Origin of the sequence: Bacillus sp. G16 (assembly GCF_021282335.1) — a bacterium.
In the GTDB taxonomy this organism is placed as follows: domain Bacteria; phylum Bacillota; class Bacilli; order Bacillales; family Bacillaceae; genus Bacillus; species Bacillus inaquosorum.
Map to the genome: position 1 here is coordinate 52045 of NZ_JAJSOZ010000017.1, position 18459 is coordinate 70503.

The 18459-nt window shown below is 42.5% G+C and carries 16 protein-coding genes and 1 other annotated feature; of the genes, 15 read left to right on the forward strand and 1 reads right to left on the reverse strand.

All coding sequences use genetic code 11. The features are described 5' to 3' along the window. The first annotated feature begins 14 nt into the window (after window positions 1-14). The 8 genes from fabF to LWH95_RS17775 all read left to right on the forward strand — a co-directional run bounded on the left by fabF (window position 15) and on the right by LWH95_RS17775 (window position 8907). Window positions 15-1256, forward strand: a complete 1242-nt coding sequence (fabF, locus tag LWH95_RS17740) for a beta-ketoacyl-ACP synthase II (RefSeq protein ID WP_100274989.1) — start codon at window positions 15-17, stop codon at window positions 1254-1256. Between the two features lie 76 nt (window positions 1257-1332). Further along, on the forward strand, window positions 1333-2118 hold the full coding sequence (locus LWH95_RS17745) for a DUF2268 domain-containing protein (protein WP_019258051.1): 786 nt from the start codon (window positions 1333-1335) through the stop codon (window positions 2116-2118). 188 nt (window positions 2119-2306) lie between these two features. Continuing rightward, window positions 2307-3293: an oligopeptide ABC transporter ATP-binding protein AppD gene (appD, locus tag LWH95_RS17750; RefSeq protein WP_003239306.1), complete on the forward strand. Its 987-nt coding sequence runs from the start codon at window positions 2307-2309 to the stop codon at window positions 3291-3293. Next, the gene (gene appF / locus LWH95_RS17755; RefSeq protein WP_003239305.1) at window positions 3290-4279 is read left to right on the forward strand and encodes an oligopeptide ABC transporter ATP-binding protein AppF; all 990 of its coding nucleotides are present in this window, start codon (window positions 3290-3292) and stop codon (window positions 4277-4279) included. The genes appD and appF overlap by 4 nt, the downstream gene beginning before the upstream one ends. An 88-nt stretch (window positions 4280-4367) precedes the next feature. After that, window positions 4368-5996 (forward strand): peptide-binding protein, encoded by a 1629-nt coding sequence (locus LWH95_RS17760; RefSeq protein ID WP_133487930.1) that lies wholly within the window; start codon window positions 4368-4370, stop codon window positions 5994-5996. Between the two features lie 74 nt (window positions 5997-6070). Next, window positions 6071-7021 carry an ABC transporter permease gene (locus tag LWH95_RS17765; protein WP_133487929.1) on the forward strand — a complete coding sequence of 317 codons (951 nt, stop codon included), beginning with the start codon at window positions 6071-6073 and terminating at the stop codon, window positions 7019-7021. A 15-nt stretch (window positions 7022-7036) separates the two neighbouring features. After that, on the forward strand, window positions 7037-7951 hold the full coding sequence (opp4C, locus tag LWH95_RS17770; RefSeq protein ID WP_019258053.1) for an oligopeptide ABC transporter permease: 915 nt from the start codon (window positions 7037-7039) through the stop codon (window positions 7949-7951). A gap of 203 nt (window positions 7952-8154) precedes the next feature. Further along, on the forward strand, window positions 8155-8907 hold the full coding sequence (locus LWH95_RS17775) for a YjbA family protein (protein ID WP_003239298.1): 753 nt from the start codon (window positions 8155-8157) through the stop codon (window positions 8905-8907). Window positions 8908-8942: 35 nt separating this feature from the next. Here LWH95_RS17775 and trpS read toward each other — a convergent pair whose 3' ends face one another. Then, window positions 8943-9935, reverse strand: coding sequence for a tryptophan--tRNA ligase (gene trpS, locus LWH95_RS17780; protein ID WP_003239296.1), 993 nt, complete (start codon window positions 9933-9935; stop codon window positions 8943-8945). 57 nt (window positions 9936-9992) lie between these two features. After that, window positions 9993-10205: a binding site (T-box leader), on the reverse strand. 470 nt (window positions 10206-10675) lie between these two features. Here trpS and oppA point away from each other — a divergent pair. The 7 genes from oppA to LWH95_RS17815 all read left to right on the forward strand — a co-directional run bounded on the left by oppA (window position 10676) and on the right by LWH95_RS17815 (window position 18353). Beyond that, window positions 10676-12313 carry an oligopeptide ABC transporter substrate-binding protein OppA gene (gene oppA / locus LWH95_RS17785; RefSeq protein WP_003239291.1) on the forward strand — a complete coding sequence of 546 codons (1638 nt, stop codon included), beginning with the start codon at window positions 10676-10678 and terminating at the stop codon, window positions 12311-12313. A gap of 107 nt (window positions 12314-12420) precedes the next feature. Further along, window positions 12421-13356, forward strand: coding sequence for an oligopeptide ABC transporter permease OppB (gene oppB, locus LWH95_RS17790; protein ID WP_003239289.1), 936 nt, complete (start codon window positions 12421-12423; stop codon window positions 13354-13356). Between the two features lie 3 nt (window positions 13357-13359). After that, window positions 13360-14277 (forward strand): oligopeptide ABC transporter permease OppC, encoded by a 918-nt coding sequence (gene oppC, locus LWH95_RS17795; protein ID WP_003232954.1) that lies wholly within the window; start codon window positions 13360-13362, stop codon window positions 14275-14277. Window positions 14278-14281: 4 nt separating this feature from the next. Next, window positions 14282-15358, forward strand: coding sequence for an oligopeptide ABC transporter ATP-binding protein OppD (gene oppD / locus LWH95_RS17800; protein ID WP_232920093.1), 1077 nt, complete (start codon window positions 14282-14284; stop codon window positions 15356-15358). Between the two features lies 1 nt (window position 15359). Continuing rightward, window positions 15360-16277: an oligopeptide ABC transporter ATP-binding protein OppF gene (gene oppF / locus LWH95_RS17805; protein WP_019258058.1), complete on the forward strand. Its 918-nt coding sequence runs from the start codon at window positions 15360-15362 to the stop codon at window positions 16275-16277. A gap of 106 nt (window positions 16278-16383) precedes the next feature. Further along, the gene (locus LWH95_RS17810) at window positions 16384-17601 is read left to right on the forward strand and encodes an MFS transporter (protein ID WP_232920094.1); all 1218 of its coding nucleotides are present in this window, start codon (window positions 16384-16386) and stop codon (window positions 17599-17601) included. 173 nt (window positions 17602-17774) lie between these two features. After that, a complete protein-coding gene (locus LWH95_RS17815) occupies window positions 17775-18353 on the forward strand; it encodes a GNAT family N-acetyltransferase (protein WP_003239283.1) in 579 nt (192 codons plus the stop codon). Window positions 18354-18459: the final 106 nt, after the last annotated feature.

Here is an 18459-nt window from a genome sequence, read left to right on the forward strand (position 1 = left end):
GAGGTGCACACAAGATGAGTAAAAAGAGAGTAGTTGTTACAGGACTTGGAGCATTATCTCCGCTTGGCAACGACGTCGATACAAGTTGGAATAACGCAATCAACGGTGTGTCCGGAATCGGTCCGATCACTCGTGTTGATGCTGAAGAATATCCGGCAAAAGTAGCCGCTGAGTTAAAAGACTTCAATGTTGAAGATTATATGGATAAAAAAGAAGCTAGAAAAATGGACCGCTTTACTCAATATGCGGTTGTAGCTGCGAAAATGGCAGTTGAAGACGCAGATCTCAACATTACCGATGAGATCGCACCGAGAGTCGGTGTTTGGGTAGGCTCCGGAATCGGAGGACTTGAAACACTAGAGTCTCAATTTGAAATTTTCTTAACAAAAGGCCCAAGACGTGTAAGCCCGTTTTTCGTGCCAATGATGATTCCTGATATGGCGACAGGCCAGATTTCTATTGCATTAGGAGCAAAAGGGGTTAACTCTTGTACCGTTACAGCATGTGCTACAGGAACGAATTCAATCGGTGACGCGTTTAAAGTCATTCAGCGCGGCGATGCAGACGTTATGGTCACAGGCGGAACAGAAGCGCCGCTGACAAGAATGTCATTCGCGGGCTTTAGCGCCAACAAAGCGTTGTCTACTAATCCAGATCCGAAAACAGCAAGCCGCCCATTCGATAAAAACCGTGATGGCTTTGTCATGGGTGAAGGTGCAGGGATTATCGTTCTTGAAGAACTTGAGCATGCCCTGGCCCGCGGCGCTAAGATTTACGGAGAAATTGTCGGCTACGGCTCAACGGGAGACGCTTATCATATCACAGCACCGGCACAAGACGGTGAAGGCGGAGCGAGAGCGATGCAAGAAGCCATTAGAGATGCGGGCATTGCCCCTGAAGAAATTGATTATATCAATGCTCACGGGACAAGCACGTATTACAATGACAAATACGAAACAATGGCGATTAAAACCGTCTTCGGCGAGCATGCGCATAAACTTGCGGTAAGCTCTACAAAATCGATGACAGGCCACCTCTTAGGAGCAGCTGGCGGTATTGAAGCGATTTTCTCTGTCCTTGCCATTAAAGAAGGTGTGATCCCACCGACAATCAATATTCAAACACCAGACGAAGAATGCGATCTAGATTATGTGCCTGATGAAGCCCGCAGACAGGATCTCAATTATGTTCTCAGCAACTCATTGGGATTCGGCGGACACAATGCAACATTAATCTTTAAGAAATATCAATCATAATCACGCCAAACCGGCTGCCCTTAAAGGGTAGCCGGTTTTTTTTGTGCGCATAGGATAAAAAAGAGGAGGCGATCACATGAGTGTGGAACAAACATATAGCTGGCTCGGGAAGGCTGCTTCAATAGATGATTTGGCGCATTACATTGTACCGCTTTTTTCAGGTGTGGAGCAAAAGAACTGGAAAGGCATTCTGGGCCACCTTCAGCATCATGGGATGTTTAAAAACATAAAAGAAGGAATTCATACTGCTTCCAAGCTGAAAGAAAAAGGTTTTTACGAGCATATTCAAAAGGAAGAACAGTACCTGAAAAACAAATGGCAAGGTCCTGATGTACCAATTGTCACGCTGCCGGTTGATGAACGAAACAGGAGAATTCGCTTAGAATTTGGATCAAAATCAGGACTCGCCTTTCAAGACAAAATGTTCCTCTTTCTCTCGTCAGATTTGGATTTTGCATCGGTATCTGCCCTGATGACACATGAATATCATCACGTTTGCCGGTTAGATCATCTGACAAAAGAGGAAAAGGATGTCACATTACTTGATACAATCATCATGGAAGGGCTTGCAGAATATGCTGTATATGAGAGGTTCGGCCGAAGTCAAATGGCTGAATGGACGTCTTGGTATACCCCGGAGCAGCTGCAAGCTTTATACGAAAAAAAGATTGCCCCCCATCAGGATATCAAACGGGATAATCGATTATTCTCCCAGCTGTTATTCGGCAAAGGATATCAGCCGAAAATGCTTGGATACGCAGTCGGATTCAATATTGTAAAAAAATATTTAACAGCCAACAAGGCAAACACGGCAGACGGGCTGTCCATTCCTGCTGAAACCTTTCTGGATGCAACGCTTTAAAAGAATAAAATAATGGAATTCCATTAATAATATTACATTTATCCTAAAAAATTCTTGATTTTGCAAAATGATTGTAATAATATACAACTATAAAATTTTTCGATAATTCAATATTATTTATTATTTCTGAATAAAGGGATTGCTTTCTCTTGAAAACGTTTGAAACAAGAGGGGGAAGGGGAGCTAGCATGAGCACACTTTTAGAAGTGAATAATTTAAAGACTTATTTTTTTAGAAAAAAGGAGCCGATCCCTGCGGTTGACGGAGTCGATTTTCACATCAGCAAAGGCGAAACCGTCGCGCTTGTAGGTGAATCGGGCTCCGGAAAAAGCATTACTTCTTTATCAATTATGGGCCTCGTCCAAAGCTCAGGCGGAAAAATCATGGACGGCTCTATTAAACTCGAAGACAAAGACCTCACCTCATTCACTGAAAACGACTATTGCAAAATCCGCGGAAACGAAGTATCCATGATCTTTCAGGAACCAATGACCTCCCTTAATCCGGTGCTAACAATCGGAGAACAAATTACCGAAGTGCTGATTTACCATAAAAACATGAAGAAAAAAGAAGCCCGTCAGAGAGCTGTTGAACTCTTACAGATGGTCGGTTTCTCCCGGGCCGAGCAAATTATGAAGGAGTACCCGCACCGGCTGTCGGGCGGAATGAGACAGAGGGTGATGATTGCCATCGCACTCAGCTGTAACCCTAAACTGCTCATTGCCGATGAACCGACGACAGCGCTTGATGTGACAATACAAGCCCAAGTTCTGGAGCTGATGAAAGATCTCTGTCAGAAGTTCAATACTTCAATTCTTCTTATCACACACGACTTAGGTGTTGTATCGGAAGCAGCCGACAGAGTGATTGTCATGTACTGCGGACAAGTCGTAGAAAACGCTACAGTTGACGATTTATTTTTAGAGCCGCTTCATCCTTATACAGAAGGCCTGCTTACATCGATTCCTGTCATAGATGGAGAGATTGATAAATTAAATGCGATTAAAGGCAGCGTGCCGACACCAGATAATCTGCCGCCGGGGTGCCGTTTTGCTCCAAGGTGTCCGAAAGCAATGGATAAATGCTGGACACATCAGCCTTCGCTTTTAACGCACAAAAGCGGAAGAACAGTGAGATGCTTTTTATATGAGGAAGAGGGTGCCGAACAATCATGACAGCAGCTAATCAAGAAACAATCTTAGAGCTTCGTGACGTAAAAAAATACTTCCCGATCCGCTCAGGCCTTTTTCAAAGAAAAGTCGGCGATGTAAAAGCGGTGGACGGTGTTTCATTTTCGTTAAAAAAAGGAGAAACACTCGGAATCGTTGGAGAGTCCGGCTGCGGAAAATCGACTGCCGGCAGGACGATGATCAGGCTGTATAAACCAACTGAAGGCCAAATCCTTTTTAAAGGGCAGGATATTTCCAACCTGTCAGAGGAGAAGCTGCGGAAAAGTGTCCGCAAAAATATTCAAATGGTTTTCCAAGATCCATTTGCCTCTTTGAATCCAAGAAAAACGCTGCGTTCTATCATAAAGGAGCCGTTTAATACGCACCACATGTATACGATGCGTGAACGAAACGAGAAAGTCGAAGAACTGCTTACGAGAGTAGGTCTTCACCCATCGTTTGCCAGCCGTTATCCCCATGAATTTTCCGGCGGACAGCGTCAGCGGATCGGCATCGCCAGAGCGCTCACTTTGAATCCAGAGCTGATCATTGCAGACGAACCGGTTTCCGCACTTGATGTATCCATTCAGGCCCAAGTGATTAACTTAATGGAAGAATTGCAGGAAGAATTTAATCTGACGTATCTATTTATCTCTCATGATCTAAGTGTCGTCCGCCATATCAGCGACAGAGTCGGAGTTATGTATCTTGGCAAAATGATGGAACTGACCGGCAAGCATGAGCTTTACGACAATCCGCTTCATCCATACACCCAAGCACTTCTATCGTCCGTCCCGGTTACAAGAAGAAAAGGTTCTGTCAAACGGGAACGCATCGTCTTGAAGGGAGAACTGCCAAGTCCGGCCAATCCGCCAAAAGGCTGCGTTTTCCACACAAGATGTCCTGCCGCAAAGCCGATATGCAAGGAACAAATACCAGAATTCAAAGAAGCTGCTCCCAGCCATTTTGTGGCTTGTCACCTTTATAGCTAATTATTGCCCGCACAGCTTTGAGAGGGGGTATGCGCACTACATAAACAACAGCTGAGAAGAACGAACATTTCAAGAGGGGGAATATCTAATGAAAAGACGGAAAACCGCACTGATGATGCTAAGTGTATTGATGGTTTTGGCCATCTTCTTATCGGCCTGCTCGGGATCAAAATCGAGCAGCAGCAGCGAGAAAAAATCAGCAGGCAAACCGCAGCAAGGCGGGGATTTGGTTGTTGGTTCAACTGGGGAGCCAACTTTGTTTAATCCACTCTATTCTACAGATGTCGCCAGTTCAGATATTGAAGGGATGATCTATAGTACATTATTAGAAACAGATGAAAAACTAAATGTGAAGCCTGCGCTAGCCGAGAAAGTGACAGAATCCAAGGATGGTCTGACTTATAATGTCAAGATTAGAAAAGGTGTAAAATTCCATGATGGGAAGGAACTTACAGCGGATGATGTTGTTTTCACATACAGCATCCCCATAAACAAGGATTATAATGGTGAACGCGGCTCTGGTTTTGAGTCACTTAAGTCAGTGACGAAAAAAGGTGATTATGAAGTTGAATTTAAATTAAAGAAAAAGGATGCGTATTTTTACAATGTTGTTTTAGATAGTTACGGTATTCTGCCCAAACACATTTTAGGGAAAGTACCAGTTTCAGATCTAGGCGAAAATGAATTTAATAGAAAGAATCCGATTGGTTCGGGTCCATTCAAGTTTGCTGAATGGAAAAAAGGAGATTATGTAAAACTTGAAGCTAATGAAGATTATTACGGCGGAAGACCATATTTAGATACAGTTACAGTAAAAACAATTCCGGATTCAAATGCAGCTGTTGCCCAGTTAAAGGCTGGAGATATTGATTTCTTTGTTGTTCCGGGTACTGATTTCGAAACAGTCAAGACATTTGATAATGTGCAAGTTAAATCAGATCTTGGTTTGAATTACAGCTATATTGGCTGGAATGAAAAAAATGAATTATTTAAAGACAAAAAAGTCCGCCAAGCTCTTACGCATGCACTTGATCGAAAAGCAATGGTGGATCAAGTGTTAAACGGTGATGGTGAAGTCGCAAACGTTCCTGAAAGTCCGCTATCTTGGAATTACCCGAAAAGTGATGTACCTACATTTGATTACAATCCTAAAAAAGCTAAGAAGCTTTTGAAAGAAGCGGGATGGAAAGATACAGACGGAGACGGTTACCTTGATAAGGATGGAAAGAAGTTTTCGTTTACCATTAAGACAAATCAAGGCAATAAAATTCGGGAAGATTTAGCGGTTGTTGTTCAGCAGCAACTAAAAGAAGTGGGAATTGAAGCAAAACCGCAAATTGTAGAATTTAGTGCACTTATTGAACAAACAAGTGCACCGAAATGGGACTATGATGCTTTGCTGCTTGGCTGGAGCTTGGCTACATTTCCGGATCAATTTTCGATTTTCCACTCCAGTCAATCAAAGAACGGATTAAATAACATATGGTATAAGAACCCTAAAGTCGATAAACTTTTGGAAGAAGCTAAATCTATTACAGACAGAAAAGAATATCAGAAAAAATACGAAGAAATCTATAAATTAATTGCAGAGGATCAGCCTTATTCATTCTTATTTTATTACAATTATCATAGGGCAATCCCGACAAACATGCACGGCTATGTATTCCATCCAAAGAATGACTTGTATCATATTGAAAAATGGTGGCTTGAACAATAATAATTAAATCCCTAGAGAGGTGAGGATCCAGTATCCTTTCCTCTTTATCCTATTTTAGAAAAGGGGACAAGAAGATGGTTACATATATTGTTCGTCGAACATTAATGTCTCTGCCAATCCTTTTGGGCATTACAATATTATCATTTGCGATAATGAAAGCGGCGCCAGGTGACCCGATGTCATTAATGATGGACCCGACAATCAGCCAAGCTGACAGAGCGAAATTCATTGAAAAGTATGGACTCAATGACCCAGAGCCTGTTCAATACTTAAAATGGCTTGGAAATATGCTCCAGGGCGACTTCGGGACATCTATTGTTAAAAAGGGGACACCAGTTTCCGATCTAATCCTTTCACGTTTGCCGAATACTTTGGTGCTTATGGTTTTTTCAACTCTTGTTGCTCTTCTGATTTCAATTCCTTTCGGTGTTCTTTCTGCAAAACGCCCTTATTCTAAGCTTGACTATGGTATAACTGTCACGTCATTTTTAGGGCTGGCTATCCCAAATTTCTGGTTCGGATTAATTCTTATTATGGTTCTTTCCGTAAATCTCGGTTGGTTTCCTACGGGGGGTGTCAGCACTTTAAACACTGACTTTAACATTTTTGATAGGATCCATCATTTAATTTTGCCAGCGTTTGTTTTAGCAACTGCTGATATGGCTGGTATTACTCGTTATACACGATCAAGTATGCTAGATGTATTAAAGCAGGATTATATAAGAACAGCTCGAGCAAAAGGGTTTAAAGAAAATAAAGTTATTTTCAAACATGGCTTAAGAAATGGCCTTCTGCCTGTTATTACAATTTTCGGATTGATGATTCCTTCATTTATTGGAGGTGCTGTCGTGGTTGAACAGATTTTTACTTGGCCTGGATTAGGGAAATTATTTATTGATTCGGCATTCTCTAGAGATTATCCGGTTATTATGGCCATGACTGTTATTTCTGCTGTTTTGGTTGTACTGGGAAACTTGATTGCGGATATTTTGTATGCATTAGTTGATCCGCGAATTGAATATTAAAAGGGGGAGGCACATATGGCACATCCAAACACTGCGGCTCCCTCTAATGAGGTAAAGCTAAAAGAAAATATTAGAAAAAAACCAGAAACAATGACTAGGATCTTTTTTGAGAAGTTTTTCAAAAATAAGCTTGCTGTTATAGGTGGTATCATTTTAACAGTTATCATTTTAATGGCGGTCTTTGCCCCTTTTATTGCGCCTTACTCGCCTGAGAGTCAATCTCTTTTAAATAAATTGAAGCCGCCAAGCCCTAAAAATCTAATGGGGACAGATAAGTTTGGGCGCGATATATTTACAAGGGTGTTATATGGGGCTCGTGTGTCTTTATTGGTCGGCTTTGTCTCAGTAGTTGGTGCGATTACTATAGGCACCGTTGTTGGCGCCTTAGCAGGATATTTTAAAGGGATAGTAGATGCTGTATTGATGAGGGCTGTCGATGTAGTCTTATCTATTCCGGATATTTTTCTGCTTATTACCTTAGTGACAATTTTTCAACCGGGAATGGATAAGTTAATTTTAATTTTTTCTCTGACGGGTTGGACTACAACAGCGAGGCTTGTCAGAGGTGAGTTTCTATCTCTTAGGTCAAGAGAATTTGTATTGGCTGCTAAAACAATAGGCACCAAAAATTACAAAATTATTTTTTCGCATATCTTACCGAATTGTATTGGGCCAATAATTGTCTCCGCTACTTTAAAAGTGGGCAGTGTCATTTTAGCTGAATCAACTTTAAGCTACTTGGGCTTCGGAATCCAGCCGCCAATCGCAAGCTGGGGAAATATGCTTCAGGATGCTCAAAACTTTACATTAATGATTCAAGCATGGTGGTACCCATTATTTCCCGGGCTATTTATTTTAATTACCGTTTTGTGCTTCAACTTTGTCGGTGATGGCCTTCGGGATGCACTGGACCCGAAAAATATTAAATAAAATGAATACAATATTGGTTACAAAATATAACGAAACCGAAGAAAAGCAGATCTCTTTTTGTCAGAAAATATACAAAGAGATCTGCTTTTTGTGATTCTTACATAAACCCAGAGATTCCAGATTTCCTCAATCTCTTTGGAATAATTTCTCTGTCCCTTGCCTATACTGTGGACAACAGTTTTTATAAAAGTGAGGGGTTAGAGATGTTATTTCTTCATGATGTGTGGGTCAATTGGTTTGAAGGGGAAGAAAATGGCTACAATGTATGCCACTTTCACGAATGGCGCAAGGAAGATACGGTTGAGCTTTTGGATCAGGTGCCGCTGTTAAGGGTGCCGTCGGTACTGTTTCATTACATAGAAAACGATCTGTCTGAGCTTCCGAAAGGTTTGCTTGAAGACGTACATCAGAAATCGTACATTCGGAAAAATCACGAGCGGACAAAGCTGGAGTATTGTTTTGTCGTAACAGACGGAATTGGCATTTTGGCTGTCGACACGATCGGCTACACGATCCCTGTCAGAAAAAGCCGTCTGATCCCAAGACAGGAGCAGCTCGTTTATGAAATGGTAAAAGATGTGGAGCCTGAAACATATGAATTTGAGCCAAAGAAGCTGGAATCCTCCAAAGAATATCACATTTTATCATTAGCGCCAGAGCACGTCAGAGGACTAACAAGAAAAGAGCGGCAAATCAAGCAGCTGATGTTTATGGCGCTTGACCAATTAAAAGGGCTGAAAAACCGCGCTGAAATCGGCTACTGGTACACAGAGTGGAACCCGCATATGTATGAACAAATCAAACGGATGAGCTTTGAAGAGATTTGGGACATGCTGTATAACGAAACAATTGAAGGCTGGTCGGACAAGCATCTGGCTTTTTGCGAAAATCTGATAAAAGGACAGCCTTTTTTCGAAAAGCTATGGGAAATGGAAAACGAATCGAAGGTAAACTGAAAAAAACCGCTCTTTGCATAGAGCGGTTTTTTTGATCAGCGTCTTTTTCGGCCAAGACCCATGGCGTTCTCCATTTTTTTCAGCATTTTGTTCGCTGTCCGGTTCGCCCGTTCCGCGCCTTCATCAAGAATCCGGTCTAATTCATCAGATTCAATCAGTTCATGATAGCGGTCCTGGATCGGTTTTAATGCGTTAACCACGACTTCTGCCAAATCACCTTTAAACTCGCCGTAGCCTTTCCCTTCGTACTTTGCTTCAAGCTCCTCAATTGTCGTATTGCCGAGGATTGAATAAATCGTAAGAAGGTTGGAAACGCCCGGTTTGTTTTCTTTATCAAATTTTACAATGCCTTCAGAATCTGTTACAGCACTTTTGATTTTCTTTTCAAGGAGCTTCGGTTCATCCAGCAATGTAATATAAGCTTTCTGGTTCGGATCGGATTTGCTCATTTTCTTCAGCGGATCATTCAGAGACATGATGCGTGCGCCGACTTTTGGAATTTTCACTTCCGGAATGGTAAAGATGTCGTTATATTTTTTGTTGAAGCGTTCCGCGAGATTCCGCGTCAGCTCAAGGTGCTGCTTTTGATCCTCGCCGACAGGCACAAGATCCGTTCCGTACAGCAGAATATCAGCGGCCATCAGCGGCGGATACGTTAACAGGCCGGAAACAACGGCTTCATTGCCTTTGGATTTATCCTTAAATTGGGTCATCCGTTCAAGCTCGCCGATATATGCGACACACTGCATCATCCATCCGGCCTGCGCATGCGCGGGAACCTCTGACTGAATAAACAATGTTGCTTTTTCTGGATCAAGTCCGACAGCTAAGTAAAGCGCCGCCAGATTGCGGATATTCTTTCTTAGCTGAAGCCGGTCTTGAGGCACGGTAATCGCATGCTGATCCACGATGCAAAAATAGCTGTTATAATCATGCTGCAGTTCGACAAACTGCTTCATTGCACCGATATAGTTGCCGAGCGTAACGGAGCCGCTTGGCTGAATGCCTGAAAAAATCGTTTGTTTCATAAAAAATCAACCTCATTTCTTAAAACGTAATAAAAAAGGCTCATTCTTCCCCTGTAAAAAAGGGACGAATGAACCGTGGTACCACCCTGATTATTCCATTAAAATGGAATCACTCTGACGTTTGTAACGGAGTCTGCTCCGGCTGAGCCTACTTTTCGGGTTCGGTCAGCTGCTCCAAAGTCCATTCCACATTGCCCGTTATCTGCTCCCAGCACCGCAGACTCTCTTCAAACGGGTGAAATGTGTACTACTCTTTTTCATAGCACGCTTTTCTTTTGATTGCTTCATTATAAATCAATTATAACCAATTGTCATCATGAAAAAACATTCTTTTTTCCAGTAACATTGTAATGATATAAATACCAGGGGAGCTGTAAAACCCCTAAATGATAACTGCTATCAGCGTGAAAATAACAAGATATTATATGTAAAAAGCAATATGAGCCAAAAACCCGTAAAATAGTTTTTAATCAATTTATGCTTTAAATGGTAGAAGGATATTATGTTCGTGGAAGAAAAACTAACGAAGTTTAAATATTTTAAATTGATAAAATAATATTGCAATAAATTATTTGTTTCATTATAATGAACTTGTTCACTCTATTGTTACAGCTTTTTTACAAAAATAATCAGAAAAGACGGAACAGAATAAAAGTTATGGAAACTCAGGTTCATTTGTCTGATATTTCTGAGGATTTAGCCGTAAGGAGCTGAAAAATTATTATTAGGGGGTTTGCGAATTGAAAAAACGTTGGTCGATTGTCACGTTGATGCTCATTTTCACACTCGTGCTGAGCGCTTGCGGCTTTGGCGGCAGCGGGTCAAACGGTGAAGGGAAAAAGGACAGCAAAGGAAAGACGACACTTAACATTAATATTAAAACTGAGCCGTTCTCATTACATCCGGGATTGGCAAATGATTCAGTATCAGGCGGTGTCATCCGTCAGACTTTTGAAGGATTGACACGTATCAATGCAGATGGTGAGCCTGAAGAAGGCGCTGCTTCTAAAATTGAAACGAGCAAAGATGGAAAGACATATACATTTACAATTCGTGATGGTGCAAAATGGTCAAACGGCGACCCTGTAACAGCACAAGACTTTGAATATGCTTGGAAATGGGCGCTTGATCCTAATAACGAATCACAATACGCTTACCAGCTCTACTACATAAAAGGTGCTGAAGCGGCAAATACCGGCAAAGGCAGCCTTGATGATGTGGCAGTAAAAGCTGTAAATGACAAAACGCTAAAGGTTGAATTAAATAACCCGACTCCATATTTCACTGAATTAACTGCGTTCTACACGTATATGCCGATCAACAAGAAAATTGCAGAGAAAAATAAGAAGTGGAACACAAATGCAGGAGATGATTATGTATCAAACGGACCGTTCAAAATGACGGCATGGAAACACAGCGGATCTATCAAACTTGAAAAAAATGACCAGTATTGGGATAAAGACAAAGTCAAATTGAAGAACATTAATATGGTTATGATCAACAATAACAATACTGAACTGAAAAAATTCCAAGCAGGAGAACTTGATTGGGCCGGTATGCCGCTCGGACAGCTTCCTACAGAATCTCTGCCTACCTTGAAAAAAGACGGTTCTTTACATGTTGAGCCGATTGCAGGTGTCTATTGGTACAAATTCAACACTGAGGCTAAGCCGTTAGACAACGTAAATATCCGTAAAGCTTTAACATATTCGCTTGACCGTCAATCAATTGTTAAAAACGTTACACAGGGAGAGCAAATCCCGGCAATGGCTGCGGTGCCGCCGACAATGAAGGGATTTGAAGATAACAAAGAAGGCTACTTCAAAGACAACGATATCAAAACGGCAAAAGAATACCTTGAAAAAGGCCTGAAAGAAATGGGCTTGAGCAAGGCATCTGACCTGCCGAAAATCAAATTGTCTTATAACACTGATGAAGCACATGCGAAAATCGCTCAAGCTGTACAAGAAATGTGGAAGAAAAATTTAGGCGTGAATGTTGAGCTTGATAACTCAGAATGGAATGTATATATTGATAAACTCCACAGCCAAGATTATCAAATCGGCCGTATGGGCTGGCTCGGCGACTTCAATGACCCTATTAACTTCCTAGAATTGTTCCGTGACAAGGACGGAGGAAATAACGATACTGGCTGGGAAAATCCAGAATTCAAAAAGCTTCTGAACCAGTCACAAACTGAAACAGATAAAACAAAACGTGCAGCGCTGCTGAAAAAAGCAGAAGGTATTTTCATTGATGAAATGCCAGTTGCCCCAATCTATTTCTATACAGATACTTGGGTACAGGATGAAAACTTAAATGGTGTTATCATGCCAGGTACTGGTGAGGTTTATTTCAGAAACGCATATTTTAAATAAGGCTTCGTCTGAAAATAAAAGACCTCAAGGTATATGGGGAGAAAAACCCCATATACCTTTCTTACTGATGGAGTATAAAAATGTAAAAACCATGGAGGTGTTCCCCCTTGCTAAAATATATCGGAAGACGCTTAGTCTATATGATTATCACACTATTTGTGATTGTAACTGTGACATTCTTCTTAATGCAAGCAGCACCGGGCGGGCCATTTTCAGGTGAGAAAAAGCTTCCGCCTGAAATTGAAGCAAACTTAAATGCGCATTATGGCTTGGACAAGCCGCTGTTTGTACAATATGTCAGTTATTTGAAATCAGTTGCAATGTGGGATTTCGGACCGTCATTTAAATATAAAGGTCAGAGTGTTAACGACCTGATCAGTTCAGGTTTCCCCGTTTCATTCACTCTTGGAGCAGAAGCTATTCTCCTCGCTTTAGCGTTAGGTGTATTGTTTGGGGTCATTGCAGCCCTTTACCATAATAAGTGGCAGGATTATACCGTCGCGATTTTAACGATATTTGGTATTTCAGTTCCGAGCTTTATCATGGCGGCTGTTCTGCAATATGTGTTCTCCATGAAGCTTGGGCTGTTTCCGGTCGCGGGGTGGGAGTCCTGGGCATACACCTTTTTGCCTTCAATCGCACTTGCTTCCATGCCGATGGCGTTCATTGCCAGACTTTCCCGTTCAAGCATGATCGAAGTGTTGAACAGTGATTATATCCGTACAGCGAAAGCGAAAGGGCTGTCCCGCCCAGCGGTTACAGTGCGGCACGCCATTCGAAACGCGCTTTTGCCAGTTGTTACATACATGGGCCCGATGGCCGCGCAGGTCTTAACGGGAAGCTTCATTATTGAAACCATTTTTGGTATCCCGGGGCTTGGTGCACATTTCGTAAACAGTATTACAAACCGTGATTATACAGTCATTATGGGTGTAACGGTGTTCTTCAGTGTCATCCTGTTATTGTGTGTATTAATCGTAGATGTGTTATACGGCATTATTGATCCAAGAATCAAGCTTTCCAAAGCAAAGAAAGGAGCCTAGGCCATGCAGAACATTCCAAAAAACATGTTTGAACCAGCCGCAGCGAATGCCGGCGATGCAGAAAAAATAAGTAAAAAGAGCCTTTCCCTCTGGAAAGATGCGATGCTTCGCTTCCGCAGCAATAAGCTTGCAATGGTCGGGCTTATCATTATTGTGCTCATTATCCTTATGGCGATTTTTGCGCCGATGTTCTCAAGGTATGATTATTCAACTACTAATCTCTTAAATGCGGATAAGCCGCCTTCAAAAGATCATTGGTTCGGAACAGATGACCTTGGACGGGACATTTTCGTCCGTACATGGGTAGGAGCTCGAATCTCAATCTTTATCGGTGTTGCAGCCGCTGTTCTTGATTTGCTGATCGGCGTCATTTGGGGAAGCATTTCAGGATTCCGCGGAGGCAGAACCGATGAAATTATGATGCGTATCGCTGATATCCTTTGGGCAGTTCCTTCATTATTAATGGTTATCTTACTGATGGTTGTTCTTCCGAAAGGGCTATTTACAATTATTATTGCCATGACGATTACGGGCTGGATTAATATGGCCAGAATTGTACGCGGACAAGTGTTGCAGCTGAAGAATCAGGAGTATGTGCTTGCTTCACAGACACTTGGTGCAAAAACATCCCGTCTTCTGTTTAAACATATCGTGCCAAACGCAATGGGTTCTATTTTGGTCACGATGACATTGACAGTTCCTACTGCGATTTTCACAGAAGCCTTTTTAAGCTATTTGGGACTTGGTGTTCCGGCTCCGCTGGCAAGCTGGGGAACGATGGCTTCTGACGGATTGCCTGCATTGACCTATTATCCGTGGCGTTTATTCTTCCCTGCCGGATTTATCTGCATTACAATGTTTGGCTTTAACGTTGTCGGCGACGGATTAAGAGACGCATTGGATCCTAAGTTACGTAAATAAGGGAGTGATACGGGTGACACGCCTATTAGAAGTAAAAGATTTAGCGATATCATTTAAAACATATGGCGGAGAGGTTCAGGCGATCCGCGGAGTGAATTTCCATCTGAATAAAGGAGAGACGCTGGCCATCGTCGGAGAATCAGGTTCCGGAAAAAGTGTGACCTCTCAAGCGATCATGAAGCTGATTCCAATGCCTCCGGGTTATTTTAAGCGCGGTGAGATCTTGTTTGACGGCAAGGATCTGGTGCCGCTATCTGAAAAAGAGATGCAAAATGTCCGGGGGAAAGAGATCGGGATGATATTCCAGGATCCGATGACCTCTTTAAATCCGACGATGAAGGTCGGTAAACAAATTACGGAAGTGCTTTTTAAACACGAGAAGATCTCAAAAGAAGCGGCGAAAAAACGCGCCGTTGAGCTGCTGGATTTAGTCGGAATCCCGATGCCGGAAAAACGGGTCAATCAATTTCCGCATGAGTTTTCGGGCGGGATGAGACAGCGAGTTGTCATTGCCATGGCGCTTGCGGCGAATCCGAAGCTACTGATCGCCGATGAGCCGACGACTGCTCTTGATGTAACGATCCAAGCACAAATTCTGGAATTGATGAAGGATTTACAAAAGAAAATTGACACGTCAATCATCTTTATCACACACGATCTTGGTGTTGTGGCTAACGTTGCTGACCGGGTCGCTGTCATGTACGCGGGACAAATTGTAGAAACCGGTACGGTAGACGAGATCTTCTACGATCCGAGACATCCGTATACTTGGGGGCTGCTGGCATCTATGCCGACACTGGAAAGCTCAGGAGAGGAACAGCTGACTGCAATCCCGGGCACGCCTCCTGATTTGACAAACCCGCCAAAAGGAGATGCTTTTGCACTGCGGAGCTCTTACGCGATGAAAGTCGATTTTGAACAGGAGCCGCCAATGTTTAAGGTGTCTGATACTCATTATGTCAAATCGTGGCTGCTTCATCCTGACGCGCCAAAGGTAGAGCCGCCTGAAGCGGTAAAAGCGAAAATGCGGAAACTGGCAAACACGTATGAAAAACCTGTCTTAGTGAGAGAAGGTGAATAAATTGACTGAGAAACTATTAGAAATCAAACATTTAAAACAGCACTTTGTCACACCGAGAGGAACGGTTAAGGCTGTAGACGATTTATCATTTGATATCTATAAAGGTGAAACATTAGGGCTGGTTGGTGAATCTGGCTGCGGTAAATCAACAACAGGCCGAAGCATTATTCGGCTGTACGAAGCAACCGATGGTGAGGTGCTGTTCAACGGCGAAAATGTGCACGGGAAAAAATCACGGAAAAAGCTGCTGGAATTCAACCGCAAAATGCAGATGATTTTCCAAGACCCGTATGCATCTTTGAATCCGAGAATGACAGTTGCTGATATTATTGCTGAGGGTCTCGATATTCATAAGCTGGCGAAAACGAAAAAAGAGCGGATGCAGCGGGTCCACGAGCTCTTGGAAACAGTCGGTTTAAACAAGGAACACGCGAACCGCTATCCGCATGAATTTTCCGGCGGCCAGCGTCAAAGAATCGGGATTGCCAGAGCTCTTGCCGTTGATCCGGAATTCATTATTGCGGATGAACCGATTTCGGCTTTGGATGTATCCATTCAGGCGCAGGTCGTGAATTTAATGAAAGAACTGCAAAAAGAAAAAGGGCTCACTTACCTGTTTATTGCTCACGATTTATCGATGGTCAAATACATCAGCGACCGTATCGGAGTCATGTATTTCGGGAAACTGGTTGAGCTTGCGCCGGCAGATGAGCTTTATGAAAACCCGCTTCACCCATATACAAAGTCATTGCTTTCAGCGATTCCGCTTCCTGATCCGGACTATGAGAGAAATCGTGTCCGCCAGAAATACGATCCGTCCGTCCATCAATTAAAAGATGGGGAAACGATGGAATTCCGTGAAGTCAAACCGGGACATTTTGTAATGTGTACGGAAGCAGAATTTAAAGCTTACTCATGATTCATCAATCCTTCAAGATAAATGTCTTGAAGGATTTTTTTGCGCCTACATAGAAAGTGAGAATGATAACATTTACAAGTAGAGGAAAAAGCGGAGGCGAAATACGATTCAATTTCTGCATAACAAAAATGTTTTTGCACTGCTACTGTCTCAATCCCTTCAATCTTTAGCAGGAGTCCTTGTCACAATCGTTTTAATGGTCCGGGTCTATCAAATGACAGACTCTGTCTTTTTGGCTGGTCTTGTTTTATCGTTCATGTCGTTTGCGAGTATAGCGGCAAGCTTTTGCATCTCTCCGGTGCTTCGCAATCTTGGTTTTAAAAAGGTGCTTGTGTTCGCAAATCTGCTGAGGGCGGTCTTTACAATACTAATGGCATACAGCGTCAGTCATCACGGACAGGTTTTCTTTTGGATAACGCTGCTGTTTGTCTTCTGTTTTTCCTTTGCGGGCGCCTTTTTTCAGCCGGCAAGATTCGCGCTGCTGCCGATTATTGTTCCAAAAGAGCAATATGTGAAAGCGAACGGTGTGATCTCCCTCTCGAATCAATTGTTTTTAACAGCAGGCTGGGGCCTAGGCGGCCTTCTGACGTATGCCGTACCGTTTGAACTCGTTGTAGGTGCAGCCATTTGCCTGTTTGTTCTTTCGGGGGTTTCCATCAGTTTGCTCCATATAAATGAAGAAGAGACTGATGAAAAAGCTGAAACAGCATCTGCCAGGAGTATATGGAAGGATTTAATGATCATCCCGGTTGTAAGAGATATTACTGTAATGGACATGATAGAAGCTTTGGCGGGTTCAGTTTGGTCGTCTGCTATTCTTCTCGCATTCACTGCGGCTGTTTTGCATGAAACAGAGGTGTGGTGGGGAATGTTTAACGCTTCTTATTTTATAGGTGCAATTGCCGGCAGTATAATTGCCATTCGTTTTTCTGCTTTTTTTGAGCAGAACATGGGCTATGCGATTATGTTCAGCTCGCTTGTGATGTCGGTGCTGACCCTTTTGTTTTCATTTTCTCCAATTCCGTTTTTATGCGCTCTGGCTTGTGCTGCAATGGGGCCTTTTTATCAGGTGCGTGATATTTGCCAGGAAACCGTGCTGCAGGAGGCCATTCCGGAACAGAGGCGTATCGGGATCATGGCTGCCAAAAATGCGATTTTGACTCCTTGGTCTGGCATCACCTACTCCATCATGGGGCTCGTGGCTGATGCGGCTGGTGCGAAAATGGCTTTTATCACGGCTGGAGTATTGTATGGCATGACGTTTCTTATTGCACTGGCACAGCCCCGCTTGCTTCATTACAAGCGGGAAAGCCGAGCTCAATGAGAGCTTTTTGCATACGCTTCAAAATGAACGAAGCATCCGGCTCCGGTTTTTGCTGAAAAAAATGAAACCATGGCGGAAGTTCGTACGTCTTTATAGATGTAAAGCTGTTTAAACAAGAAGAAATGGGGTATATCTAAAAGTATGAAGACAATGAACTCATAAGGAGCAAATCAATGAACTGGTACGAAAAGCTTAGCGAGTACTTTCCAATTGAAGAAATGAAATCAAAAGCGCATATGGAAGCTCTTCTGAAAGAGCGGAGCGATATTTATCATAAAGACGAAGGCAAACATCATATACTAATGTTTGCGGAATTCGATTCTTTTATCTTTGTTGATTATCTGTATGTGTCTAAGGATGCAAGAGGGCAGGGGCTTGGCGGCAAATTGATCGCAAAGCTCAAAAAGAAAAATAAGCCGATCTTGCTCGAGGTGGAGCCTGTGGATGAAGATGATGCTGATACAGAAAAACGCCTGAGGTTTTATCAAAGAGAGCATTTCAAGCATGCTCAGTCAATTGGGTACCGGCGCCGGTCATTGGCTACGAATGAAGTAAACAAGATGGAGATTCTGTACTGGTCACCGAAAACAGAATCAGAAGAAGAAATTCTTGAAGCCATGAAACAGACATATGAAAACATTCATACTTATAAAGATGAGAAATGGTACGGGGAATCGTACGAAAAAACAGATGAGGTCTTGAAACTCATAGATGAAGAAAAACAAAAAAACATTTTCGATCAGTTAAGCTAATTGAGAATCAGAACATATCATTCAAATTAAAAATTTGCTGGATTGACACATTTTTTTCTTAGGATACTGTTCACACTTACTTTTTTATAGTATAATACCTATAAAG

Bases quoted from the DNA above. Each gene is read 5' to 3' on its own strand.
- LWH95_RS17760 (WP_133487930.1), top strand. From the start codon at position 4,368: ATGAAAAGACGGAAAACCGCACTGATGATGCTAAGTGTATTGATGGTT.
- LWH95_RS17765 (WP_133487929.1), top strand. From the start codon at position 6,071: ATGGTTACATATATTGTTCGTCGAACATTAATGTCTCTGCCAATCCTT.
- appF (WP_003239305.1), top strand. From the start codon at position 3,290: ATGACAGCAGCTAATCAAGAAACAATCTTAGAGCTTCGTGACGTAAAA.
- fabF (WP_100274989.1), top strand. From the start codon at position 15: ATGAGTAAAAAGAGAGTAGTTGTTACAGGACTTGGAGCATTATCTCCG.
- trpS (WP_003239296.1), bottom strand. From the start codon at position 9,935: ATGAAACAAACGATTTTTTCAGGCATTCAGCCAAGCGGCTCCGTTACG.
- LWH95_RS17745 (WP_019258051.1), top strand. From the start codon at position 1,333: ATGAGTGTGGAACAAACATATAGCTGGCTCGGGAAGGCTGCTTCAATA.
- opp4C (WP_019258053.1), top strand. From the start codon at position 7,037: ATGGCACATCCAAACACTGCGGCTCCCTCTAATGAGGTAAAGCTAAAA.
- oppC (WP_003232954.1), top strand. From the start codon at position 13,360: ATGCAGAACATTCCAAAAAACATGTTTGAACCAGCCGCAGCGAATGCC.
- appD (WP_003239306.1), top strand. From the start codon at position 2,307: ATGAGCACACTTTTAGAAGTGAATAATTTAAAGACTTATTTTTTTAGA.
- LWH95_RS17775 (WP_003239298.1), top strand. From the start codon at position 8,155: ATGTTATTTCTTCATGATGTGTGGGTCAATTGGTTTGAAGGGGAAGAA.
- LWH95_RS17815 (WP_003239283.1), top strand. From the start codon at position 17,775: ATGAACTGGTACGAAAAGCTTAGCGAGTACTTTCCAATTGAAGAAATG.